The organism is Sulfurimicrobium lacus (assembly GCF_011764585.1).
GTDB classification, from domain to species: Bacteria; Pseudomonadota; Gammaproteobacteria; order Burkholderiales; family Sulfuricellaceae; genus Sulfurimicrobium; species Sulfurimicrobium lacus.
In genome coordinates, this window is record NZ_AP022853.1 from 2,754,826 (window position 1) to 2,777,261 (window position 22,436).

General features: G+C 60.3%; 21 protein-coding genes. 5 read left to right on the forward strand and 16 right to left on the reverse strand.

From position 1 onward, the window contains the following. Positions 1-5: 5 nt before the first annotated feature. Both SKTS_RS13420 and SKTS_RS13425 read left to right on the forward strand, forming a co-directional pair. On the forward strand, positions 6-212 hold the full coding sequence (locus SKTS_RS13420; protein WP_173065932.1) for a heavy-metal-associated domain-containing protein: 207 nt from the start codon (positions 6-8) through the stop codon (positions 210-212). A gap of 78 nt (positions 213-290) precedes the next feature. Next, positions 291-836, forward strand: coding sequence for a hypothetical protein (locus tag SKTS_RS13425; protein WP_173065935.1), 546 nt, complete (start codon positions 291-293; stop codon positions 834-836). 20 nt (positions 837-856) lie between these two features. Here SKTS_RS13425 and SKTS_RS19005 read toward each other — a convergent pair whose 3' ends face one another. The 7 genes from SKTS_RS19005 to acs all read right to left on the reverse strand — a co-directional run bounded on the left by SKTS_RS19005 (position 857) and on the right by acs (position 10,434). After that, complete coding sequence (locus SKTS_RS19005) at positions 857-1,186, reverse strand: DUF2934 domain-containing protein (protein WP_244617341.1); 330 nt, start codon at positions 1,184-1,186, stop codon at positions 857-859. Positions 1,187-1,490: 304 nt separating this feature from the next. Continuing rightward, positions 1,491-1,796, reverse strand: coding sequence for a hypothetical protein (locus tag SKTS_RS13435; RefSeq protein WP_173065938.1), 306 nt, complete (start codon positions 1,794-1,796; stop codon positions 1,491-1,493). Beyond that, positions 1,793-3,268 carry a metalloprotease TldD gene (tldD, locus tag SKTS_RS13440; RefSeq protein WP_173065940.1) on the reverse strand — a complete coding sequence of 492 codons (1,476 nt, stop codon included), beginning with the start codon at positions 3,266-3,268 and terminating at the stop codon, positions 1,793-1,795. The genes SKTS_RS13435 and tldD overlap by 4 nt, the downstream gene beginning before the upstream one ends. Positions 3,269-3,278: 10 nt before the next feature. Beyond that, positions 3,279-4,112 carry a carbon-nitrogen hydrolase family protein gene (locus SKTS_RS13445; protein WP_244617517.1) on the reverse strand — a complete coding sequence of 278 codons (834 nt, stop codon included), beginning with the start codon at positions 4,110-4,112 and terminating at the stop codon, positions 3,279-3,281. A gap of 47 nt (positions 4,113-4,159) precedes the next feature. Then, a complete protein-coding gene (locus SKTS_RS13450) occupies positions 4,160-4,513 on the reverse strand; it encodes a hypothetical protein (RefSeq protein WP_173065946.1) in 354 nt (117 codons plus the stop codon). Next, entirely contained in the window at positions 4,498-8,343 is a 3,846-nt protein-coding gene (locus SKTS_RS13455; protein ID WP_173065948.1) for a YhdP family protein, read from the reverse strand. The genes SKTS_RS13450 and SKTS_RS13455 overlap by 16 nt, the downstream gene beginning before the upstream one ends. Positions 8,344-8,466: 123 nt before the next feature. Next, complete coding sequence (acs, locus tag SKTS_RS13460) at positions 8,467-10,434, reverse strand: acetate--CoA ligase (RefSeq protein ID WP_173065951.1); 1,968 nt, start codon at positions 10,432-10,434, stop codon at positions 8,467-8,469. A gap of 197 nt (positions 10,435-10,631) precedes the next feature. Here acs and glnE point away from each other — a divergent pair, with 197 nt between their 5' ends. Next, positions 10,632-13,334, forward strand: a complete 2,703-nt coding sequence (glnE, locus tag SKTS_RS13465; RefSeq protein WP_173065954.1) for a bifunctional [glutamate--ammonia ligase]-adenylyl-L-tyrosine phosphorylase/[glutamate--ammonia-ligase] adenylyltransferase — start codon at positions 10,632-10,634, stop codon at positions 13,332-13,334. After that, positions 13,335-13,556 (forward strand): hypothetical protein, encoded by a 222-nt coding sequence (locus SKTS_RS13470; protein ID WP_173065957.1) that lies wholly within the window; start codon positions 13,335-13,337, stop codon positions 13,554-13,556. It abuts the gene before it with no gap. On the opposite strand, the gene SKTS_RS13475 is transcribed toward SKTS_RS13470, so the two are convergent. The 3 genes from SKTS_RS13475 to rluD form a co-directional block, all read right to left on the reverse strand. Continuing rightward, positions 13,494-14,273 (reverse strand): ZIP family metal transporter, encoded by a 780-nt coding sequence (locus SKTS_RS13475; RefSeq protein WP_173065960.1) that lies wholly within the window; start codon positions 14,271-14,273, stop codon positions 13,494-13,496. The two genes, SKTS_RS13470 and SKTS_RS13475, sit on opposite strands and share 63 nt — an antisense overlap. A gap of 87 nt (positions 14,274-14,360) precedes the next feature. Continuing rightward, positions 14,361-15,278, reverse strand: a complete 918-nt coding sequence (gene pgeF / locus SKTS_RS13480; protein WP_173065963.1) for a peptidoglycan editing factor PgeF — start codon at positions 15,276-15,278, stop codon at positions 14,361-14,363. Next, the gene (gene rluD, locus SKTS_RS13485; protein ID WP_342342992.1) at positions 15,275-16,249 is read right to left on the reverse strand and encodes a 23S rRNA pseudouridine(1911/1915/1917) synthase RluD; all 975 of its coding nucleotides are present in this window, start codon (positions 16,247-16,249) and stop codon (positions 15,275-15,277) included. Before rluD ends, pgeF begins: the two co-directional genes overlap by 4 nt. Positions 16,250-16,268: 19 nt before the next feature. Between rluD and SKTS_RS13490 the strand changes: the two genes are divergently transcribed. Then, positions 16,269-17,054, forward strand: a complete 786-nt coding sequence (locus tag SKTS_RS13490; protein ID WP_173065969.1) for an outer membrane protein assembly factor BamD — start codon at positions 16,269-16,271, stop codon at positions 17,052-17,054. Between the two features lie 53 nt (positions 17,055-17,107). Here the strand turns inward: SKTS_RS13490 and SKTS_RS13495 are convergent, their stop codons facing one another. From SKTS_RS13495 to SKTS_RS13520, 6 genes are all read right to left on the reverse strand, one after another. Continuing rightward, positions 17,108-17,446 carry a P-II family nitrogen regulator gene (locus SKTS_RS13495; protein ID WP_173065971.1) on the reverse strand — a complete coding sequence of 113 codons (339 nt, stop codon included), beginning with the start codon at positions 17,444-17,446 and terminating at the stop codon, positions 17,108-17,110. A 13-nt stretch (positions 17,447-17,459) separates the two neighbouring features. Continuing rightward, positions 17,460-19,067: an NAD+ synthase gene (locus SKTS_RS13500; protein WP_173065974.1), complete on the reverse strand. Its 1,608-nt coding sequence runs from the start codon at positions 19,065-19,067 to the stop codon at positions 17,460-17,462. Positions 19,068-19,141: 74 nt separating this feature from the next. Next, positions 19,142-20,203: a carboxysome shell carbonic anhydrase domain-containg protein gene (locus SKTS_RS13505; protein WP_173065977.1), complete on the reverse strand. Its 1,062-nt coding sequence runs from the start codon at positions 20,201-20,203 to the stop codon at positions 19,142-19,144. Between the two features lie 122 nt (positions 20,204-20,325). Next, complete coding sequence (gene cobC / locus SKTS_RS13510; RefSeq protein WP_173065980.1) at positions 20,326-20,928, reverse strand: alpha-ribazole phosphatase; 603 nt, start codon at positions 20,926-20,928, stop codon at positions 20,326-20,328. 26 nt (positions 20,929-20,954) lie between these two features. Then, on the reverse strand, positions 20,955-21,878 hold the full coding sequence (locus tag SKTS_RS13515; RefSeq protein WP_173065983.1) for a CobD/CbiB family protein: 924 nt from the start codon (positions 21,876-21,878) through the stop codon (positions 20,955-20,957). Between the two features lie 10 nt (positions 21,879-21,888). Next, positions 21,889-22,395, reverse strand: coding sequence for a GyrI-like domain-containing protein (locus SKTS_RS13520; protein WP_173065985.1), 507 nt, complete (start codon positions 22,393-22,395; stop codon positions 21,889-21,891). Positions 22,396-22,436 lie beyond the last annotated feature (41 nt).

Consider the following 22,436-nt stretch of genomic DNA (forward strand, 5'->3'; position numbering starts at 1 on the left):
AGAAAATGGAAAAAATCACACTGACCGTCAAGGGCATGACCTGCATGGGCTGCGTACGTAGCGTAAAAAACGTGCTGGAACCGATACCGGGGGTATCGAGCGTAGACATCACGCTGGAAAATGGCCAGGTAGTTATCGCCTACGATCCCGCCAAGAGTGGCGTGGAACAATTCACGGGCGCGATTAACGACGCCGGTTACGAGGTCGTTTAACACTGCTCAGGCGGAAAACACGCTAAAATCCGCGCATAGCGTGTCTTCAATTATAAAAACAGGGTTTAACTATCAGCAATGTTCTCATTCCTATCCAGGGACAAACCATCAGGTATCGGCAAACGCACCCTCAAAGCCATCAACGATGAAGTCATTCACTTCCTCGAAGCACGGGAAGTGCGGCACTTCAAAGTCTACACTATCGATTATGAGAACAATCCGGTGGTTCTGATACAGGCGGAGCCGCAGAAAAAACTGCGTTTCTCGAACATTCTCGAGGTCCAGATCAAACGCCATTTGCGGGAGAAACTGGGGTTTCAGGTTCCAGCTGTTTTTTGGCGTTTCAAAACCGACACCAGCGAAGAACCCGGGCCGGAACAAGCCGATTACGAGTTCGAGGAAAAGCCGGAGTATCCGCAAGACCTGCCTGCTGGAGAGCAGGCAACTGCCGCACCGGAATCCGTCGATACGACAGAGTCTGGCACAGCAAACACATCAAACTCTGGCGGCGAACACTATGACGTCCGCCACCTCGCCCGTAAGGGCATGGAAGTGGAAGAGATTTCCATGGGCGAGTTCGACGAATTTCTCAAGGGCAGTGCTGCCGACGATAGTTCCCCGTAACTCCCCCAGACGGGAAATGCTTACCAGTTAAGCATTTTGTTGATTTCAGCTTCTGCGTCCAGCCAGTCCTGAATCTCATTTTCAGGAGAGAAGCCACGGCGCTCCGCCCTGTAAAAAGCTGCCTCGCAGATCATCAGGTAACGCTGCTCCGGCGTTACGCTCTTCTTGGATTTGGCTTTGGTTGCTGCCGGCTTTTTCGCTGCCGTTGTGACTTTGGCTTTGGGAACTGCCGCCTTCGCTACTTTTGCAGCCGGTGCTTTTTTCGTCGCGATTTTTACTGGCTCTGCCGGTTTGCTAGCGACGCTGACTTTTTTTTCTTTCACTGCAGTTTCTGTTTTCGCTTCAGCCATGACATCCACTCCTTAAAAATTTAATACCATCTTGTTTCAAGATTAATGCCGCCACATGACAAATGTATTACGCATTGCGGCCATCGTAGCAGAAAAAGTAATTATCTAAGCAACATGAAGCACCGAGCAATAAGCGTTCCAGACTGTTTCGTTGACTGCGGCTCATTTGAATAAAAAGAATAGCACGAATAATCAGTATGATGAAAAGCAGATACCATGTTTTAGGCTGGCGCTTAGCAAAAAACTTGTTGCTCTGATACGCCCGGTACTGGTGCACGCCATCGAGCGTAGAGCAGAACATGAATTACTGCAGCAGCTTTTCCAGAGTTCCATCCGGGTTGATGCGGTAGTGTTCACTGCCCTCATTGCGGCCTCGAACGTAGTGATTTACCTGTATTTCCCGGCGGTTCTTCACGAAGCTGATCTCGTAGTACTGGTAGTTCTTGAACACCTCTTCGAAATTCAGTCCATGCCCAGGCTGCCATGGCCTCTGCTGGGGATCGAAATGTTCGAAGTAATAGGGTATATCAGGCGCGAAAGGCAGTTCGTCCGCCGCTGCCAAGGCATATCCCGCAAGCCATGGCAATATTGCGGCGAGCAGAAACCTCAAGCCGTGCCGCCGACAGTCAGGCCGTCCACCCGCAGCGTAGGCTGCCCTACGCCCACCGGCACGCTCTGCCCTTCCTTGCCGCAGGTGCCCACGCCGGGATCGAGCTTCATGTCGTTGCCGATCATGGATACCCGCGTCAACACATCCGGACCATTGCCGATCAGCGTGGCGCCCTTCACCGGGTAGGTGATTTTGCCATCCTCGATCATGTAGGCTTCCGCGGCGGAAAACACGAACTTGCCGCTGGTGATGTCCACCTGACCGCCGCCGAAATTCGCCGCATACAAGCCGTGCTTGACCGAGGCGATGATTTCCTGCGGATCCTTGTCACCGTTGAGCATGTAGGTGTTGGTCATGCGCGGCATGGGGATGTGTGCAAACGACTCGCGCCGCGCGTTGCCGGTCGGAGCCACGCCCATCAGGCGGGCATTGAGCGAATCCTGCAGGTAGCCTTTCAGGATACCGTTCTCGATCAGCACCGTGCATTGGGTCGGATTACCTTCATCGTCGACATTGAGAGAGCCGCGTCGACGCGCGATGGTGCCATCGTCCACCACCGTCACGCCGTCCGCCGCCACGCGCTCGCCCACCCTGCCGCTGAAGGCGGAACTGCCCTTGCGGTTGAAGTCGCCCTCCAGGCCGTGACCTATGGCTTCGTGCAGCAATATGCCTGGCCAACCGGCGCCCAGCACCACGGTCATCGATCCTGCAGGCGCAGGACGCGCATCCAGGTTGATCAGCGCCTGATGCACGGCCTCCTTGGCGTAGCGTTCCAGCACTTCGTCGCAAAAATAAGCGTAATCGAAGCGCCCGCCGCCGCCGGCGCTCCCCTGCTCGCGCCGTCCGTCCTGTTCGGCGATCACCTGGATTGACAGGCGCACCAGAGGCCGCACATCGGCCGCCATCAAGCCGTCGTTGCGCGCCACCAGCACTACTTCGTATTCCCCCGCCAGGGATGCCATAACCTGGGTGATGCGCGGGTCAAGGGCACGAGCGATGCGCTCCAGCTTTTCCAGCAGCTTCACTTTCTGCACATCGCTCAGACTGGCAATCGGGTCATGTGGCAAATACAGCGACCGCCCTTCCGTGCGCTTCACGGCATGGATTCTGCCCTCCCCGCCCTGCTTGGCGATGGCGCGGGTTGTTTCAGCAGCCTGCCCGAGCGCCGACAAACTGATTTCGTCGGAATAGGCAAATGCCGTCTTCTCGCCGCTCACCACCCGCACACCCACGCCCTGATCGATATCGAAGCTGCCGGACTTCACCTGCCCTTCTTCCAGGCTCCAGCTTTCAGCGCGGCTATACTGGAAATACAGATCGGCATAGTCGGCGCGATACGCCATGATCTGACCGAACACCTTCTGCAGTTTGCCGCTATCGAGATGATAGGGCTTGAGCAATGTGCTTTCGGCGGTGGCGAACAGCGTGCCGGGTTCGATCGTGGCTTCTTGCGGCTGGGAATGAGCGGTCATGTAATGGTCTTCAGCAATGGTGAATGGTACGGTGTTGCAAGGCCGGCAGGCTCTGGCGCAAGCTCGCCTGATAAGCACGGTTGACGCTGGCGATCACCACGCCGGAGCCGCGCGGCAGGCGGTCGAGGATCACGCCCCACGGGTCCACGATCATGCTGTTGCCGTGGGTTTCGCGACCGGACAGGTGATAGCCGCCTTGCGCCGACGCAACAACGTAGGCCAGGTTCTCGATGGCACGGGCACGCACCAGGGTTTCCCAGTGCGCCTTGCCGGTGGTATCGGTGAAGGCGGAAGGCAGCACGATGAGATCGACGTCTTTCATCGCGCGATAAAGTTCGGGAAAACGCAGGTCGTAGCACACCGACAAACCGATGCGGCCGAACGGCGTTTCCAGCACGACGATCTGATCGCCGGGCTCGATGGTTTCTTCCTCGCTGTAATGCTCATTGCCGAGATCGAGCCCGAACAAATGAATCTTGTCGTAGCGTGCCGCGAGCTTGCCCTTGTCGTCATATACCAGACAGCTGTTGCGCACCTTGCCCGGCACCGAAGCCTCCAGCGGCACAGAGCCGCCCACCAGCCATATCTTGTGCTTTTTTGCCTGCGCGCCGAGAAATTTCTGGATCGGGCCTTTGCCTTCGGTTTCGCAAACCGCGACCTTGTCCGTTTCCTTCATGCCCATGATGCAGAAATATTCGGGCAAAACCACCAGCTTCGCGCCCTGCGCCACCGCCATGTCGATCAAGCGTTCGGCTTCGGCCAGATTGGCGGACACATTGGGACCCGAGGCCATCTGGATCGCAGCTACCCGGCAAGTACCGGGTTGCGGCTCCGTCTTCAGCATAGTGGTGCGCGCCTTGGGTTTGGCGAAACTGGATTTTATCTTGCTCGTCATGGGTTCCCCTTGTTTTCAAGTGTGATGCCGACCAATTCCAGATTCAAGCCTCGGGCATCGTTTTCTGTATTCAATTCGATACGCTTGCTGTCCACCGCCAAGGCAATCAGCCAGGCGCGCAACTCTTCGGCCTGGGATACGGCTTCGTCGGAAGCGCCGTGGTGGATAAGCAAACGTGCGTGCGGATGTGCCAGCAGTTCCGCCACGCTGTGCTGCAACACCGGCTGCGCCACGATAAGGGCAGCGCTGCGCGGGCTGTCCCACAGCTCAGCGGGCAGCGCAGTGCGCTCCGCGCGCGCCAGGCCGCTCAACATGAGACATAAAAATACCAGTGCTAATTGCCGTCCCACGTTTTGCTTTCCTCGACCTTTTTCTTTAACTTTGTCACAACTGGATTATCCCATGTTCCGGTAATGCTGTACTCAAAGGCATTGATTTGACCAACCGGGTCCTTGAGCATCTTCTGCACCAGCAGCGCTGTCAAGCCTACCACCGGCCCGCCGAGCAGCGTCGCGGCGCCGGACAAGGTATCGCCGAACAGCGGCACGACGCGCACCCGCAAGTTCTGCGTTTCCCGTGCCAGGTCGGCTTCGCCGCTCATCACGACCTTGGCCGCCGGGCCATCCATTTTGAAATCGTTACCGCTTACGACTCCCTGATTGACTTTCACGCTACCGGAAATATCGTCAAAGGCGAAACCGTCGCTGAATACATCGCGGAAATCGAGGGTGATGCGACGCGGCAAGGACTGCAGGCTCAACACACCGAGCAGTTTGCCGATGCCGGGTTCGATTTTCGAAAACTGCCCCTTGTGCGCCTCCAGCGACATGAGACCGCTCAGAGTGGCATAGTTGAATTCCGTTGGACTGCCGACCCAGTAAAACTGCCCCTTCAGTTTGGCAGTGCCGCCCTTGACGCTGTCCGGATGACCCACGCGCGCCAGCAATTTGCCGACATCGCTGGTTTCCAGTTGCAGGTTGACCCGGCTTCTGGGCTGCTGCAGCCAGTCCTGCCACACGCCATCCATGGAGAGCACGCTTTCAGGCGTGGTCAACTTCAGCTTCTCTATGCGCCAATCGCGCGTGTTCGGCGCAGCCAGCAACTCGAGGTGACCGAGTTGCATGTTGCGCACGGAAAAATTGTCGGCAACGATATCGAGTGCCGGCAACTCGGAATTCGTGCCATTCGCGGCCGGTGTTGCGTTAACGGACGGCTCGCTAAGCTTGGGCGGCGCGGAAGACGGCACGGTGAGCGATTTGAAGCGCCCTATGACCCGTCCTGCGCCGCTGCGAGTCCAGTTAACGTTGCCGCTCATTTCACGGCTTTCCAGTGCAGCCTGCCATGAACCGTTTCGCGCTACCGCATTCAGTCGCAGATCATTGAAACGCTTGCCGAACACATCAACTGTGGTCAGGTTGAAATTGATGCCGTCGACAGCAACTTCAGCGCCCGCGCTCGCCCCCCCGGCCGGACTCGACACGTTGCGCCAGAAATCAAGGTCGAGGTATGGCAAGGACCCGGTCAGCCAAAGCCCGCTCGCCGGTAGATTCAGCTGGCCGCCACCGAGGTTGATCGCACCGCGCTCGACTTTCATCTCGTTACCCTCGCGCTGCCTCATCAGTTGCGCGGCCAGCACCTTTCCATAGCTGACGCTGATGGTGTCCTGATCGAGACTGGTAGCCCTGCGCTCCAGCCGCAACGCCACGCTGTCGCCTACCTTCTTGTTGAACGGCAGGGGCAATTCACTGCCCAGGCCCTGTAAATTGCTGCTGAAAACCGCATCGGCCAGCTTTTTGCGCAGGGTGATCTGGCCATTCCATTTCGTGCTGCCCTGCAGGCGGCGCAACATGGGATGGGCAAAGGCCTTGTTCAAGCCCGCTGCCGTCGCCTTGCCACTGGCATTGACTTGCACGACGCCCTGCTGCGTCGCGGCGACAAGCGTGGCGGGACCGCCCAGGAACTGGGCCGTGATGCGGGGAATCGTCACGGAAGATCCGGTGAACTGGAGCGCGCCATTCACCTGCTCCAGCATCGGCGCGCCTGGCCCCAACTGGACGTTGTTGTTCTGGAACGCATAACTGCCCGCCACAGTCATGTCATCCAGGCGGCGCAAAGGGATTTTCAGGCTAAGCTTGAACAAACCGGTGCCAGAGGCCTGCATGCCTTCGGTAAAGCCATCGATCATGCCGTTGACCGGACTTTGCGCAACGAACTTCAGCATATCGACTGTGGGTCCACGCGCTTCGCCATCAACCGTCAACAGTTCGTCCATATGCATCAGGTCGGCGATTTGTACGTGAACCTTCTGCAACTGCATGCCATAGGTGTGGCCGGCACGTGCGTAGATATCCATGCTCTTGCCGCGGAACAGCAGATCCACACCGATGCCTTCGATTGCCGGCCAGCCCGGCGCATATTCCAGCACGCCGCCACTCCCCTTGACAGCCACCTCGAACAATCCGGACTTGCCGTCGGCGAAGGGGAAATTAGCCAAATCCCCTTTCAGGCGCAATCGCACATCGTTGGATTGTCCTGCCTTGATCGATTTCTCCAGCCAGTCCCGGGTTTCCTTCCCCACCACCAGCGGCATGTATGCGCTGACGAAGCGCGCATCTGCACGTGTAAGCTGTCCGCTCAGGTCAATTTTGCCCGGGCCATTGGTGACCGTGCTATAAGTGCCGTAAGCCGTCCCGGCCAGGTGGTTGTTGGCGAACGAGGCGCTGTCGAGCTTGAATTCGTGCTGCCCCGCCTTGCTGCTCCATTTCACTTGGGCAGTCAGAGTATCCAGTTCCAGCTGATGATCGAACACGCCCGGCAAGTCCAGACTCATGCGATGGCGCGCATTCACGCCCGCCGAGCCGCCCTTCTCGTTTGCATCGATGTTGCCGCTCAATCCGGAAAAACCGGGCAAGGCATTGCCCGGTGATAAAACATAGGGCCGAACCGCGAGATCGGCGAATTTTCCCTTGACCGCGTAATGGATGGGTGCTTCCCAAGTGCCGCTCCAACTCACCGCCAGTTCGCGCAACACCCCCTTCGGCTGCAACAAGCGCAGTTTTTCACGCACATCGGCGTCCAGCGGCAGATAATTGGCGAGCTCCAGCAACGGCGCGAACGCCAGCCCGTCCACTTGCAGTTCGACCACGGCGGGCGTCTTCACGCGCTCAGGAACCGATTTGAAACGCACGCCAGTCGGGCCGAAAGTCAGCGCGTCGCGGATAGCGAAGCTCAATTTGCTCGCCTGCAATTCCAGGCCCGGATTCAGATCGCGCCAGCTCAACCGTCCGCTGACGTTTTTCAGGTCCAGTTGCGGCAACTCCGGCTTGAGGCGAGTCAGCACATCATTGAGCCGCACATCTGCGGTGACGCCGCGTACGCGCTTGTTGCCGATGGCCAGCCATGCCTGCACCCCGCCGCTGCCGCGCTCCAGTTGAAACGGCAAATCCAGCCAGCTGCGCCAGGCAGTGATATTCGTGTAATCAAGGCGGGCGTACAACGTGCCGGACCAGTCGGCAAAACTCTGCAACGAGTTCCCCTTCAGGTCGCCGCGGACATCCAGGGGAAATGCCAGGGCTTGCGGAGGATCGGCGCGCAGTCCGAAACGGTGACGATGGCCCCGGTTTTCCAGGCGCAGGTTGGCGTTGTTCAGCACCAGCAGCGGCGCGTGGCGCATATCGTCGAGCCAGGTCACAGTTGCGCCGCGCACCAGAACGCGGTGCTGACGCAGCACCCAGTCGCCGAAACCGCTTTCCGTATCGGGTTGGTTGACCCACACGCCGCCGACGTATATCTCGCCCTTGGCGGTGCGGTGCAGCGCCAGCTTGGGCTGGTCGATTTCCAGCGAATAGAGCCGCACTTCACCCAAGGCAAGACTCCACCAGGCCAGGGTGCTTTCGATGTGGGAAAAGGACAGCGCGGGCATGCCGGCCCGATCGTAAACCTTCACGTCGCGCAGGCTGAGGTGTGGCCGCAAACCGTCCCAACCGGCGACGATGCTGCCGATGTTCACGCGCTGCCCGGCAGCATGCGTGATGGTAGCCGAAATGATATGGCGATATTCCGCGATATTAGGCAGCAACCAGTAGCGCAAGCTGAGGACTATGACGGCGAACAGAAGCCCGGCGAGGATAAATGCCGAGAGGAGGAAACGGTGCAGCCAGCGGGCAGAAGATTTGAGCATCGATAATCGAAAAAAAACGAACCGCAGCATGCAAGCCATGCCGCGGTTCGATTATACGCGCTAAGGGCCTATTCCAATTTCATTACAATTGCGTCACGCGCAATTCAGGTCAGCCCCTTCCAGCTACTTCACGGCGTTCTTGAGCTGCTCCAGGATCGCCGGGTTTTCCAGGGTGGAGGTATCGGAGGTGATCTCTTCGCCCTTGGCGATGGCGCGCAACAAACGGCGCATGATTTTGCCGGAACGGGTCTTGGGCAGGTTGTCGCCGAAGCGGATCTCGTCCGGCTTGGCGATCGGGCCGATTTCGTGGCCCACCCAGTTGCGTAAGTCGGCAGCGATTTTCTTCGCCTCCTCGCCCTCGGGACGCGCTCCTTTCAGCACCACGTAAGCCACCACCGCCTCGCCCTTGATCTCGTGCGGCTTGCCCACTACAGCGGCTTCCGCCACCAGCGGGTTGGCTACCAGCGCCGACTCGATCTCCATGGTGCCGAGGCGGTGCCCCGAGACGTTGAGCACGTCGTCGATGCGTCCCATGATCCAGTAATAGCCGTCGGCGTCGCGGTGCGAAGAGTCTCCGGCGAGGTAATACTTGCCGCCCAGCTCTTCGGGGAAATAAGTCTTCTGAAAACGTTCCGGATCGCCCCACAAGGTTCTGAGCTGGGACGGGAACGGGCGCTTGATGACCAGGAAACCGCCGTGTCCCTTCTCCACCTCATGCCCCACCTCGTCCACGATATCGGCGATGATGCCGGGCAGCGGCAAAGTGCAGGAACCGGGCTTGGTGGCGACGGCGCCGGGCAAGGGCGCGATCATGTTGCTGCCGGTCTCGGTCTGCCACCAGGTATCGACGATCGGACAGCGGCTTTGGCCCACCACCTCGTGGTACCACATCCAGGCTTCCGGGTTGATCGGCTCGCCCACGGTGCCCAGCAGGCGCAGCGAGGACATGTCGTATTGCTTGGGCAGATCGTTGCCCAGCTTGATCAGGGAACGAATCGCCGTCGGCGCGGTGTAGAAGGTCGTTACCTTGTGGTCCTGAATCACCTTCCAGAAACGGCCGGCATCGGGATAGGTCGGGATGCCCTCGAAAATGACTTCGGTCGCACCCATGGCCAGCGGGCCGTAGGCAACGTAGGTGTGGCCGGTAATCCAGCCCACGTCGGCGGTACACCAGTAGACGTCGCCGGGCTTGTAGTCGAACACCCATTTCATCGACAGCACGGCACCGAGCAGGAAGCCGGCGCTGGAATGCTGCACGCCCTTGGGCTTGCCGGTGGAACCGGAAGTGTAGAGGATGAAAAGCGGGTCTTCCGCGTTGACCCAGGTCGGTTCGCAGCTCTTCGCCTGATCCTTGACCAGGTCGTGCCACCACATGTCGCGCTGCGCATCCCACTGGACCGCTCCGCCGCTGCGGCGATACACCACCACTTTCTCGATGCATTCGCAGCCGCCCAGTCCGAGCGCCTCGTCCACCGCCGCCTTGAGCGGGATCGCCTTGCCGCCGCGCATGCTTTCATCGGCGGTGATCACCGCCTTGGCGCGGGCGTCGATGATACGTTCGTGCAGGCTTTTGGCGGAAAAGCCGCCGAACACCACGGAATGGATGGCGCCGATGCGCGCGCAGGCTTGCATCGCCACCACCGCCTCGACCGACATCGGCATGTAGATGATGACGCGGTCGCCCTTGACGATATTGAGTGACTTCAATCCGTTGGCGAACTGGCACACGCGCTCGTACAGCTCCTGGTAACTCACCTTGCTCACCGTGCCGTCGTCCGCCTCGAAAATGATGGCGGTTTTGTCGCCCTGGGTCGCCAGGTGCTTGTCCAGGCAATTGTAGGAGACGTTCATTTCGCCGTCGTGGAACCAGCGATAGAAAGGCGCTTTGCTTTCGTCCAGCACGTGGCTGAAAGGCTTGTGCCATACCAGGTTTTCACGCGCCTGGGCGCCCCAGAAGCCTTCGTAATCCTGCTCCGCCTGCGCGCACAGGGCACGATAGGCCTCGATACCCGACACATTGGCTTGCGCTTGGAAAGCATCGCTCGGTGGAAAAAGACGGGTTTCATGCAGTATTGATTCGATCGACGCCATGGTGCTCTTCTCCGCAGTGTTTTAATTTCGTTGCCGGTGAGGGATTAAGACTAAGACGAGGTGGGAAATAAATTCTAAACGGCATCACCGCCTTTTTACTCCTCACTCCTCTCCCCTCACTCCTCACGCCGCCAAGGGGATACAATATCCGCTAATAATATCGCTTTACGCCGCCACTTTCCACACCGCAAAACGACATGACCAAGCCACCAGCCGCCTCCGCACAAGACCTGATCGAAACCGCACTGCGTCACAGCCGCTACGCACAGCGCCTGGTGCATAGCGACCCCATGTTGCGCGAAGAACTGCTTGCCCAGCTCCACACGCCATGGACCGCACAATCCATGCAGGCCGCGCTCGCCGACGCAGTTTGCGGCGACGAAACCACGCTCAAGACGGCCCTGCGCACGCTGCGCAAGCGCGTCATGCTGCGCCTCATCGTGCGCGATCTGGCCGGTCTGGCCGATCTCGGGGAAGTGATGCGCAATGCTTCGCAACTGGCGGAAGTGACCGTCGCCTTTGCCCTGGAACGCCTGTCTGCCTGGCTCTCCGCGCAATACGGCCAGCCCGTCGGCGAAGAAAGCGGGACGCCGCAGGACATGATCGTGGTGGGCATGGGCAAGCTGGGGGGCGGCGAGCTGAATGTATCGTCCGACATCGACCTGATCTTCGCCTACCCCGAAGAGGGCGAAACCAGCGGCCCGCGGCACATCAGCAACCACGAATTTTTCACCCTGCTGGGCAAGAAACTAATCGCCGCGATCGGCGAGAACACCCCGGACGGCTTCGTGTTCCGCGTCGACATGCGGCTGCGCCCCTATGGCGATGCCGGCCCCCTCGCCGGCAGCTTTGCCATGATCGAGAACTATTACCTCACCCAAGGGCGCGAATGGGAGCGCTACGCCTGGATCAAGGGTCGCCCCCTGTGCGGCAGCCAATACCAGGAACTGGCGGCCATGCTGCGCCCCTTCGTGTTCCGCAAGTACCTGGATTTCGGTGCATTTTCCTCGCTGCGCGAGCTGCACGGGCAAATTCGCCGCGAAGTGCAGCGGCGCGAGCTCGACGACAACATCAAGCTTGGCCCCGGCGGCATCCGCGAGATCGAGTTCATCACCCAGGTGTTCCAGCTCATCCGCGGCGGCAAGGAGCCGGCGCTGCAGACGCGCTCCACGCTGGAAGCCATGGACCTGATCGCGCAGCGCGAGCTGATGCAGCCCCAGGCCGTCGCGGAACTGCGCAAGGCGTATTTTTTCCTGCGCAACCTGGAGCACCGTCTGCAGTACCTGGAAGACGCGCAAACCCAGACCCTGCCAGGCAACGAAGGCGACCGCCAACTGATCGCGGAGGCCATGAATTTCGCCGACTGGAACGGCTTTTACGCCGCGCTCAACACACATCGCCACAAGGTGACGCGCCATTTCGAGCAGGTGTTCGCCGCGCCGCAAAGCCAGCAGCAAAGCCACCCCCTGAGCGCGCTGTGGCAGGGACACCTAGCTGATAACGAGGCGGTCGGGCAACTGGTGGAACTCGGCTACAGCAATGGCGAAGAGACCTGGCAACGCCTCACCCGCATACGCCAGGGCAACCGCTACGCGCAATTGCCGGAAACCAGCCGCATCCGCTTCGACGCCCTGCTTCCGCCGCTGATCCAGGTTGCCGCCGGCTTCCCCAATCCGGACGAAACGCTGGAGCGTATCCTCAAGCTGCTGGAAAACATCAGCCGCCGCGCCGCCTACCTCGCCCTGCTGCTGGAATATCCGCAAACCCTGAGCCAGGTGGCCAGGCTGTGCAGCACCAGCCCGTGGGTGTCCGACTACCTCACCCAGCACCCGGTGCTGCTGGACGAACTGCTCGACACCCGCAGCCTCCACACCGCGCCGGACTGCACCCGATCGCGCGCCGAGCTGCGCGCCTTGCTCGACGCGGCGAGCGGCGACACCGAGCGGCAGATGGACATCCTGCGCCATTTCAAGCAAGCGCAGGTATTCCGCCTGGTGACGCAGGACCTGGCCGGCATTCTGCCGCTGGAAAAGCTCAGCGATCATCTGAGCGACCTCGCGGACCTGATCCTGGGCGAAACGCTGCGCCTGTGCTGGCAAGGGCTGCGCATCAGGCACCGCGACGAGCCGCGCTTCGCCATCGTCGGCTACGGCAAACTGGGCGGAAAGGAACTGGGTTACGCCTCGGACCTGGACATCATCTATCTCTACGACGACGATGCACCGGAGGCGCCGGAAATCTACGCCCGGCTCGGCCAGCGCATCAATACCTGGCTCACCAGCCTGACGTCCGCCGGCATGCTCTACGACACCGACCTGCGCCTGCGCCCCAACGGCGCCAGCGGGCTGCTGGTCAGCACGATGGCGGCCTTCGAAAATTACCAGCAAACCCAGGCCTGGATCTGGGAGCATCAGGCGTTGACCCGGGCGCGCTACTGCGCCGGCGATGCGGAAATCGGCGCGAGTTTCGAACGCATCCGGCACCAGGTGCTGGCGCAGCAACGCGACCCGCTCGCACTGAAAAAAGAAGTCCTGGAAATGCGCCAGAAAATGCTCGACGCCCACCCCAACGCCAGTGGCCAGTTCGACCTCAAGCACGACCGCGGCGGCATCATCGACGTGGAATTCGCGGTGCAATACCTGGTGCTGGCCCATGCCCATGCGCACCCCGAACTCACGCGCAACGCCGGCAACCTGGCACTGCTAAAACTCGCCGCGGAACTGAGCCTGATACCCGCAGAGCTGGCGGAAGCATCGCGCGACGCCTACCGCCACTTCCGCCAGTGGCAGCACGCACTGCGCCTGCAAAGTGCCGCCTATGCCCGCATCGCGCCGGAGCAGGCGGCGCCCTTTGTCACATCGGTACGCCAGCTATGGCACATCGTTTTGGGAGAAAATTAGGTGTATATCGTCGCTATCGCCTGGGGCTACGTCGTACTGATGATGTCCATCACGGAAACCAGTTTCGTCGCCGGTCTGCTGACTTTCCTGTTCTACGGCGCAGCGCCGCTGGCGCTGTTTCTATGGCTGGTCGGTACGCCTCAGCGCCGACGCACGCGTTTACGCAAGGCCGCCGAGCAACGCCTCGGTCAGCCAGATGGAAGCGATTCCCAGGGCGATTAGGGATACCTGCTGCACCGTGGCCTTGATTTCCGGACGCTTGTGCAGCCCCGGAATCAGATCCGCCACCGCCACGTAGATCATGCTTGCCGCCGCCACGCCGAGAAAATACGGCACCAGGCCCTGCAGCGACTGCAGCCCGACGTAAGCCAGCACGCCGCCCACCATCGTGGCCAGGCTCGACAGCAGATTGAAGGTAAAGGCCTGGCGCCGGGTGTAGCCGGAGTGAAGCAGGATGAGGAAGTCGCCGACTTCCTGAGGAATTTCGTGCGCGATGATGGCGAGCGAAGTCACCACTCCCACCTGCACGTCCACCATGAACGCCGCGGCGATCAGGATGCCGTCGACAAAATTGTGGAAGGTGTCACCCACCATGATCATCATGCCGCTGCGCCCGTGATCGGTATGCCCCTCGTGGACGCCGTGCACCTCGCACTCATCGGTATGGTGGCAGTGGCGCCACAACACCAGTTTCTCCAGCGTGAAGAACAGCAGGATGCCGAACAATACCGTCCCGGCCATGGTGTGCACGTCATGGCTCAGCTCGAATGCGTGCGGCAGTATCTCGAGAAACACCGCGCCCAGCAAGGCACCGATGGCATAGCTCACCAGCAGCGGAACCATGGCTGCCCGGGCGGAAAAAGCGAACAGCGCGGCGGCGGCAACGCTCAGTGTGCCGCCGAGCAGGCTTGAAAGTATGATCCAGGCAAGTATGGACATGGGGCGAGTATGGTTTTTTTAAAATCGCTATTATACGGAGGCTGTCAAGTCCCGCCAGTTCGGCAGCCAGAGGGCTTGCAGCACCATTCAGCGCTTTTCCGGATCGATCCAGACAAGCGACGCTATGCGCCCGGTCACGCCATCGCGACGATAGGAGTAAAAACGCTCCGCATCGGAATAGGTGCAGCAGTCCCCGCCATACACCGCGCTCACGCCGATCCGCGCCAGGCGCTGGCGTGCCAGCAGGTAGATGTCCGCCAGCCACTTCCCCGCATTGACCGAAGGGACAAAAGCCGAATCTGCTGCCGGGTCGTGCTCCATGAAAATTTGCCGCACCTCTCCGCCGACTTCGAATGCTTGCGGGCCGATGGCGGGACCGAGCCAGGCGAGGACTTCCCCCGCTTCGACCGCCATAGCCGCCACCGCAGCTTCCACCACGCCATCCGCCAAGCCTCGCCAACCGGCGTGCGCCGCGGCCACCACCGTACCGGCGCGGTCACACAGCAGGACGGGCAGGCAATCGGCGGTCAGCACGGCACAGACAACCCCGGATTTTCGCGCCACGCTGCCGTCAGCTGTAATTTGAGACTCACGAAGCGAGCCTTCGTCCCCCTCTCCCGTCTCGCCGGATTGAGCAGCTTTGCTGCCAATCCCGGCGGGGACGCCCCTTGCGGGTGCAGGGGGAGGGCTGGGGTGGGGGAAACGGTCACGGCAAGTTTCATGGTCGGGAGTCACACTTTTGCCATGACCGTTGGGCACGCCCGCGGCATGATCGGCATCCGCGATGCCTCGGCCATGCACCTGTTTCAGCCACACCGGCTCAGTAGGCAGGCTGGTTTGCAGCATGCGCCGGTTGGCAGCGACTGCAATGGGGTCGTCCCCGACATGATCGCCCAGATTGAGGCAGGCATAGGGCGCCACGCTCACCCCGCCAGCGCGAGTCGTCACCAGGGCATGCACACTGGCCGGCGCGGGCCAATCCGGAACGATCCAGCCTTGCTTCATCGGTCTTCGTTCCGCAGCGCTTCGAGCAATGCGGCCATATCGTCCGGCATGTCGACGCGCCACTCCATCGCCTCCCCGCTGACCGGATGAATCAATCCGAGACGGGTGGCGTGCAAGGCCTGGCGCGTGAAGCCTTTGACCGCCTCGCGTAGCGCCACCGGGATATTCATGCCTTTGCCGGCATAGACCGGGTCGCCCAGCAGGGGAAAGCCCAGGTGCTGCATGTGCACGCGGATCTGGTGCGTACGTCCGGTTTCAAGCTGGCAGCGCACCAGGCTGTAGTGCGCGAAGCGTTCTACTAAGGCGAAATGGGTTAGCGCCGGTTTGCCATACTGCACCACCGCCATCTTGATGCGCTGCGTGGGATGGCGGCCGATGGGCGCCTCCACGCTGCCCGTTTCCTGCGGTGCACCCTGCACCACGGCGAGGTATTCGCGCTTCACCGAGCGCGCCTGCAACTGGCGCACCAGGTCGGTCTGCGCGGTAAATGTCTTCGCCACCACCAGCAAGCCGCTGGTGTCCTTGTCGAGACGATGCACGATGCCGGCACGTGGAATCCCTGCCAGCTGGGGAGCGTGATGCAGCAGCGCATTAAGCATGGTGCCCTGCCAGTTGCCGCTACCAGGATGGACCACCAGCCCGGCGGGCTTGTTGATGACCAGCAACGAGTCGTCCTCGTAGACGATGTCGAGCGCGATATCTTCCGGCCGGAAAGCGATTTCGTCCGCCGCGAGCTGCGTCTCCACCTCGGCCTGGTCGCCCTGCCATACGATATGACGCGGGATGACGACAGCGCCGTTGAGCTTGACGTGTCCATCCTTGATCCAGGCTTGCAGGCGACTGCGGGAATACTCCGGCAGCAGGGTCGAGAGCGCCTGATCCAGGCGCAGCCCGCTGCAATCGGACGGAATCTCCAGGAGCAGGGGTGAATGGGGCTGGAGTTGAGGGGCGTTTCGGTTATAATCGGTCAAATTTTTTTCGGATTCAGTCATGAAGCGTAGTTTAGCGTTAATTCTGCTGTTGCTGGTGACCGGTTGCGGTCTGCTTCCCGAAGTCCAGGACGAAACCAAGGGCTGGTCGGCGCAAAAGCTCTACAGCGAAGCCAAGAACGAGATGAATGATGGCAACTACAGCAAGGCCATCAAGTATTTCGAAACACTCGAGGCACGCTACCCCTACGGACGCTATGCACAGCAGTCGCAACTTGAAGAAGCCTATGCCTACTTCAAGGACAACGAGCCGGTTTCCGCCATCGCCGCCTGCGACCGTTTCATCAAGCTGCACCCCAATCATCCCAACGTCGACTACGCCTACTACCTGAAAGGGCTAGCCAACTTCAACGAGGACCTGGGCCTGCTCGGCGCAATCGCCGACCAGGATCTGTCCGAACGCGACCCCAAGGCCGCCAAGGATTCGTTCGAAGCGTTCAGGGAGCTGGTCACACGCTTCCCCAAGAGCAAATACGCTCCTGATGCCGCGGCGCGGATGAAATACCTGGTCAACACACTGGCCGCCAGCGACGTGCATATCGCACGTTACTACGCACGGCGCGGCGCCTATGTGGCTGCGGTCAACCGTGCACAAATCGTGCTGCAGGAATACCCGCAGACCCCCGCCACGGAAGAAGCGCTGGCGATCATGGTGCAGTCCTACGACGCCATGGGTTTGAATGACTTGCGCGACGATACGCGCCGGGTGCTGAGCAAGAACTACCCGAACAGCAAATTCCTGAACGGCTCCAGCCAGAGCAAGAAGCCTTGGTGGCGTCTCTGGTAAAGCGTTCCCCCCTGCCCTCCCCCGCTTGCGGGAGAGGGAGTGCGAGGTTTTCGTTATATAGCTGCTTCGTCCGTTTCGCCCGTCCTGATCCGGACAACCTTCTCCACCGACGTCACGAAAATCTTCCCGTCGCCGATCTTGCCGGTGCGCGCGGCATTGACGATCGCCTCGAGCGCCGCATCCACCTGGGCCGAGGTGATGACCAGTTCGATCTTCACCTTGGGCAGGAAATCCACCACGTATTCCGCGCCGCGGTAAAGCTCGGTGTGCCCCTTCTGGCGCCCGAAGCCTTTGACCTCGGTCACGGTCAGGCCGGTAACGCCGATTTCCGAGAGCGCTTCGCGAACTTCGTCGAGCTTGAACGGCTTGATGATGGCTTCGATTTTTTTCATTTATTTCTCCTGGTTATTCTGTCCATGGACGGTATTTGGAAGTAATGGGGTAGCGCCGGTCCCTGCCGAATCCGCGCGGCGTAATACGCACGCCGACCGGGGATTGGCGGCGCTTGTATTCGCTCAGGTCGATCAGTTTCACCACGCGCCTCACGTCGCGCTCCGAGAATCCCAGCGCGATGATGTCGTGCGGGCACATGTCATGTTCGACGTACGCCTCCATGATGGCGTCCAGTACTTCGTACGGTGGCAAGCTGTCCTGGTCGGTCTGGTCCTGGCGCAATTCGGCCGAGGGCGCCCGGGTGATGACGCGTTCCGGAATCGCGCGGCCAAGGCTGTTGCGATAACGTGCAAGGCGATAAACCAGGGTCTTCGGCACATCCTTGAGCACGGCGAAGCCGCCAGCCATGTCGCCGTACAGCGTGGCGTAGCCCACTGCCATCTCGCTCTTGTTGCCGGTCGTAATCACGATCGAGCCGTACTTGTTGGATAGCGCCATCAGCAGCGTGCCGCGGATGCGCGCCTGGATGTTTTCCTCGGTGGTGTCGAACGGCAGGGCGTCGAATTCGTCGGCCAGGGTGTTGAGGAAAATGTCGAATACCGGCTTGATCGACATCTCGCTGTAATTCACGCCCAGCGTCGAAGCCATGACTTCGGCGTCCTGCAGGCTGATATTGGCGGTGTACTGTGAAGGCATCATCACCGCCCGCACCTTGTCCGCTCCCAGCGCATCGACGGCAACAGCCAGCACCAGTGCGGAGTCGATTCCGCCGGACAAACCCAGCACCACACCGGGAAAGCCGTTCTTTTCCACGTAGTCCTTCACCCCGAGGCATAAAGCGCGATAGACGCTTTCTTCCAGCGAATACTCGGGAATAATTTCTCCTGCTTGCGGGCAACCGTTCTCCAGTTCCACCAGCCGTAACGATTCTTCGAATGCCGGCATCTGCTGCACCAGGGCGCCCTTGCCGTCCATGACGAACGATGCGCCATCGAACACCAGTTCATCCTGACCACCAACCAGGTTGGCGTAAAAGACGGGCACGCCGCATTCCCCGATGCGTTCGCGCACGGCCTCGTAACGCGATACCTGCTTGTTCATGTGGTAGGGCGAAGCGTTGAGCACCAGCAGCACTTCGGCCCCAGCGGCAAGCGCGCACGACGCGGCGCCCTCTTCCCAGATATCGGCGCAGATATTGATGCCCAACTTGATCCCGCCCACCTCGAAAACACAAGCTTCGGTTCCGGGCACAAAATAGCGCACTTCGTCGAACACGGAGTGATTCGGAAGTTTCTGCTTGTAGTAGGTGGCCACGACCTTGCCGCCCTGCAGCACCGAAGCGGCGTTGTAACGTCTGCCGTCATCCATGTGCGGGTGCCCCACCACCACAGTAACCCCCTCGATCTGGCGCGCCAGCGTATACAGGGCATGGTCGCATGCCACGTAGAACCCGTCGCGCAACAGCAGGTCTTCCGGGGGATAGCCGGTCAACGACAATTCGGGGGTGAGCAGAAGCTCTGCGCCCAGATCCCGCGCGCGTTGGGCATGATCAAGTATCCGCGCGGCATTGCCGTCGAGATCGCCGACCACGCAGTTGATTTGGGCTATGGCTATTTTCATATGATCACTTTATCCATTAGGGGTGGATTATACCGTCACCCCAAGCACACGAGGGAAGCCCTGATTTCAGCCGCTCACTCGGCGGAAATCTCTTCCAGCGCTCTGGAGCGCCAGTTCAACACGGCGGTGTGCATCAGCATCTTGTCCGCCAGCTGCGGGTATTCGGCACGGATCACCTCGGCCGCGAACTGGGACAGGAAGCGCGACTTCAGCTCGGCGCGGGCGCGATCCACACCGATCTCGGCATAAGGGACGGAGGCCAGCAGCAAAAACCCGTCATCCGGCGTGCGCCCGGCGCGCATGTTGGCCTCGATAATGCCTGCTGCTTTGCGTATGGGATCGGCCAGATCCGGGCTGTATGGGCCGATGATGAGGGCGATGTTGGGCGTATGCATGAAATCGAAGCCGCGCCCGAGGCAGATCATCCACTCGCGATGCTCGATATCCAGCGTGCGCGTGGCTCCCCTCACTTCTGCGACATGGGCCATGTTGCCGAGAATAAGCGGCAGCAGGTCCTGGCGCACCTGATTCGGCATGTCGGGGAACAGCGCTTCAAGCCGCAGACCCAGGGTGTCGGCATCCTCGGGTTTGAGGGTAGCCACATCCAGAACGTCGCCCTGCTCACCGTGCAGGATGAGCGAATCGTCGTCGGTTTCGAAACCGCACACGATGGGGTAGACGGTACCGTGACCACGGCCGAAGACATGCTCTACCTGACGCTTGATGGAATAGGTGTGAGCGATGGCCGCCTCGGTATCGAAACAGAAACCGGCGCAGCCACGGTGCTTGTCGCCTTTGGAAAAATGATAGGTGATCAGGGTCAGCACGCGGCGCCCTTGGGTCACCACGTCATGCACGTGATTGGACAACACCTCCCCGAGATGGGGCCAGCCCAGGTTGAACATCCCGCCCAGGTTGCGGATTGGCGTCAGAATGCCAGTCGGCGTGTTGGTCGCAATGGGGATATTGATGCGCCCGTCCATGCACTTGAGCACAACGATGTCGGTGGGGTGCTCGGCCAGATAGCGCTCGCGCGCGAGGTACGACTCCGGACTGCAGAAGGATGCCGAGTGCCGGCGCGCAAGATCGAGCAGCCAGCCGATGCGCTCGTCGATAGTCTTGGTATGGATGTCCATTACGTGCTTCCCGGTCGATAACGGGAAAAACTCCTCAAGTGGCCCGCCACGAGGCAATCGTCCGAAAAGCCGGACGAGTGCTTATGGGATTAGAGCAAGCGCCTGCCCCGCGGCATGACCGGTTACAGGACCCCGTTATGGAACTCCAGGCTCGGCAGGGCGGTCTTGCCTTCGCCCTCGATATGAATCCGCGTGATCCCCGAGTTGCTTACCTGAATGCGGAAAATGTGGTCCATCGGCATGCCCAGCACGTAAGCCATGATCATGCGGATCACGCCGGCGTGTGCGACCACCAGCACATGCTCGCCCTTGTATTCCTTGACCAGCACGTGCCACACCGCGCTTACACGGGCGGCGAATTCGGTCAGCGGCTCAGCACCGATGGGGTGGTGATGCAGCGGGTCGCGCCAGAATTTCAGCAGGGTGTCGGGGTCGTTCTCCATCAGTTCCTGCGGCGTTTTGCCTTCCCATTCACCGAAACCGATTTCCATCAGGCGCCGGTCTTCGCTGACCGGAATCTGCCATTTTTGCGCCAGCGCGTGCGCGAAATCCGCGCAGCGCGACAGCGGCGACGTCGCGATATGCTGCCACGGGTGATGCTCGCCCACGGCCGCCCACATTTCCTCCCAGCCTTTTTCGCTCAGGGGATCGTTGGTCTGGCCGCGATATTTCTTGCCGCCGACGGGCTCGCCATGGCGGATCAGGTCTATGGTTGTGATTTTCATGATTTTCTTTCTATATAAGTTGAGAACTAAGACCCTGTCCATCGAGCCAAAGTAAGTAGTAACAACAACACCAGCCACAACACCAGCGCACGCCACACCATGCTCACGGCGCTGTCGAGATAGTCCGCATCGGCCTCATCGCCCAGCCCAAGCTCCGGACGTGGCTCGATCCCATCGCGTCCGGGAATGGCATCTCCCAGCTTCACTCCCATGGCGCCGGCACCGCTGGCAAGCACGATCCCCACGCCACGCTGCGTCCACTGCCCCGCCTGCGAACGCCAGCAATACATGGCATCCTCGAAGTCACCCACAACGGCAAAACTGATGGCGCTAACATGCAGCGGCACCCAATCCATCCATGCGAATACCCGCGTCGCCACTTTGCCGAAATCGCCGAATTCCCGTTCGTCCAGTTCGCCCCATTTCAGGCTTAGAATCTGGCAGAGGCGATAAAACAGCGCACCGCCCGGTCCGAACACCGCAAACCAGATTATCACCCCAAACAGGTGTTGATAGGCGCCGCGCAAAATTTCTTCTATCCCCAGCTTGGCAACCTCGCTGGCAGAAAGGAGAGAAGCATCCCGCCCCAGCCATTTTCCCAGTTGCTCTCGAGCCTCGTCCAGTTTCTGCCCGCGCAAGGCTGAAGCGATGCTGGCTGCATTCACACCCAGGAACCGGAATCCCATCGCAAGGTACAGCACGGCTACGCTCCACAGCCATCCCAGCAGGGTATTGAGCTGATCCAGGAACAGATAACCCGCTGTCGCCAGCGAAGCCAGGGGAACGACCGCCAGCAGCCACGCCAGCAAGCCGTGCCGGTGGGCACCGGCATTGAATTGTTGCTCAAGGTAATGGGCGTAGCGGGAAAACCAGGTATAGGCGCGGACATGCGCGGGCAGCGGCTGAAAGTAGTCGAGTAAAAGCGCGGCGAGCAATGCAAGAAAGCTCATAGAAAATTCTTTAGAGGTTCATTTCCACAGTCAGCACCCCATTCTGGTAAAGCTCAACCGTGGGTTGCCGGAATTGCATGTGATGTTCGTCGAGATAATCCATCAACGCCGAATAAGCTTTTCCCGGCGCCAGCAAGAGCTGCGCCTTGACCTTGACGACCAGCGCAAGGCGCGCCGGCACATCACCGATCGCCAAAGGTTCGCTGACCCTGGCATGCGCGTCCACCAGATAGCCTGTCTGTGCAACCCAGTCGCGCTTCGGGGTGGTGCGTGCATCATTCAGCAGCAAGGTGATCGGCGTCCCGACGGCGACCCCCTGCTGCCGCAGACGTCCCAGCACTTCCTGCTGCTTGTCCGGCAATTTCGAGTAGTCGCCCTTTTGGGTCATGTAGGCGTAATGGTAGGGGCCACGTTGTGCAATCTCGAAGCTCGCTTTATTGAAGCCACCCCACCACCAGTAGGTCAGAATCAGGGGCAGTACAAATGCGAGCAGAAAGGGTAACCAGTGCTTCTTCATGCCATTCCGTTGGGTCAAATACAGTTGGGAAAGATATCACG

Excerpts from the sequence above, each read along its gene's own strand:
- SKTS_RS13420 (WP_173065932.1), top strand. The coding sequence starts at position 6 with ATGGAAAAAATCACACTGACCGTCAAGGGCATGACCTGCATGGGCTGC.
- SKTS_RS13425 (WP_173065935.1), top strand. The coding sequence starts at position 291 with ATGTTCTCATTCCTATCCAGGGACAAACCATCAGGTATCGGCAAACGC.
- SKTS_RS19005 (WP_244617341.1), bottom strand. The coding sequence starts at position 1,186 with ATGGCTGAAGCGAAAACAGAAACTGCAGTGAAAGAAAAAAAAGTCAGC.
- tldD (WP_173065940.1), bottom strand. The coding sequence starts at position 3,268 with ATGACCGCTCATTCCCAGCCGCAAGAAGCCACGATCGAACCCGGCACG.
- SKTS_RS13445 (WP_244617517.1), bottom strand. The coding sequence starts at position 4,112 with ATGCTGAAGACGGAGCCGCAACCCGGTACTTGCCGGGTAGCTGCGATC.
- SKTS_RS13455 (WP_173065948.1), bottom strand. The coding sequence starts at position 8,343 with ATGCTCAAATCTTCTGCCCGCTGGCTGCACCGTTTCCTCCTCTCGGCA.
- acs (WP_173065951.1), bottom strand. The coding sequence starts at position 10,434 with ATGGCGTCGATCGAATCAATACTGCATGAAACCCGTCTTTTTCCACCG.
- glnE (WP_173065954.1), top strand. The coding sequence starts at position 10,632 with ATGACCAAGCCACCAGCCGCCTCCGCACAAGACCTGATCGAAACCGCA.
- SKTS_RS13475 (WP_173065960.1), bottom strand. The coding sequence starts at position 14,273 with ATGTCCATACTTGCCTGGATCATACTTTCAAGCCTGCTCGGCGGCACA.
- pgeF (WP_173065963.1), bottom strand. The coding sequence starts at position 15,278 with ATGAAGCAAGGCTGGATCGTTCCGGATTGGCCCGCGCCGGCCAGTGTG.
- SKTS_RS13490 (WP_173065969.1), top strand. The coding sequence starts at position 16,269 with ATGAAGCGTAGTTTAGCGTTAATTCTGCTGTTGCTGGTGACCGGTTGC.
- SKTS_RS13495 (WP_173065971.1), bottom strand. The coding sequence starts at position 17,446 with ATGAAAAAAATCGAAGCCATCATCAAGCCGTTCAAGCTCGACGAAGTT.
- SKTS_RS13500 (WP_173065974.1), bottom strand. The coding sequence starts at position 19,067 with ATGAAAATAGCCATAGCCCAAATCAACTGCGTGGTCGGCGATCTCGAC.
- SKTS_RS13505 (WP_173065977.1), bottom strand. The coding sequence starts at position 20,203 with ATGGACATCCATACCAAGACTATCGACGAGCGCATCGGCTGGCTGCTC.
- cobC (WP_173065980.1), bottom strand. The coding sequence starts at position 20,928 with ATGAAAATCACAACCATAGACCTGATCCGCCATGGCGAGCCCGTCGGC.
- SKTS_RS13515 (WP_173065983.1), bottom strand. The coding sequence starts at position 21,878 with ATGAGCTTTCTTGCATTGCTCGCCGCGCTTTTACTCGACTACTTTCAG.
- SKTS_RS13520 (WP_173065985.1), bottom strand. The coding sequence starts at position 22,395 with ATGAAGAAGCACTGGTTACCCTTTCTGCTCGCATTTGTACTGCCCCTG.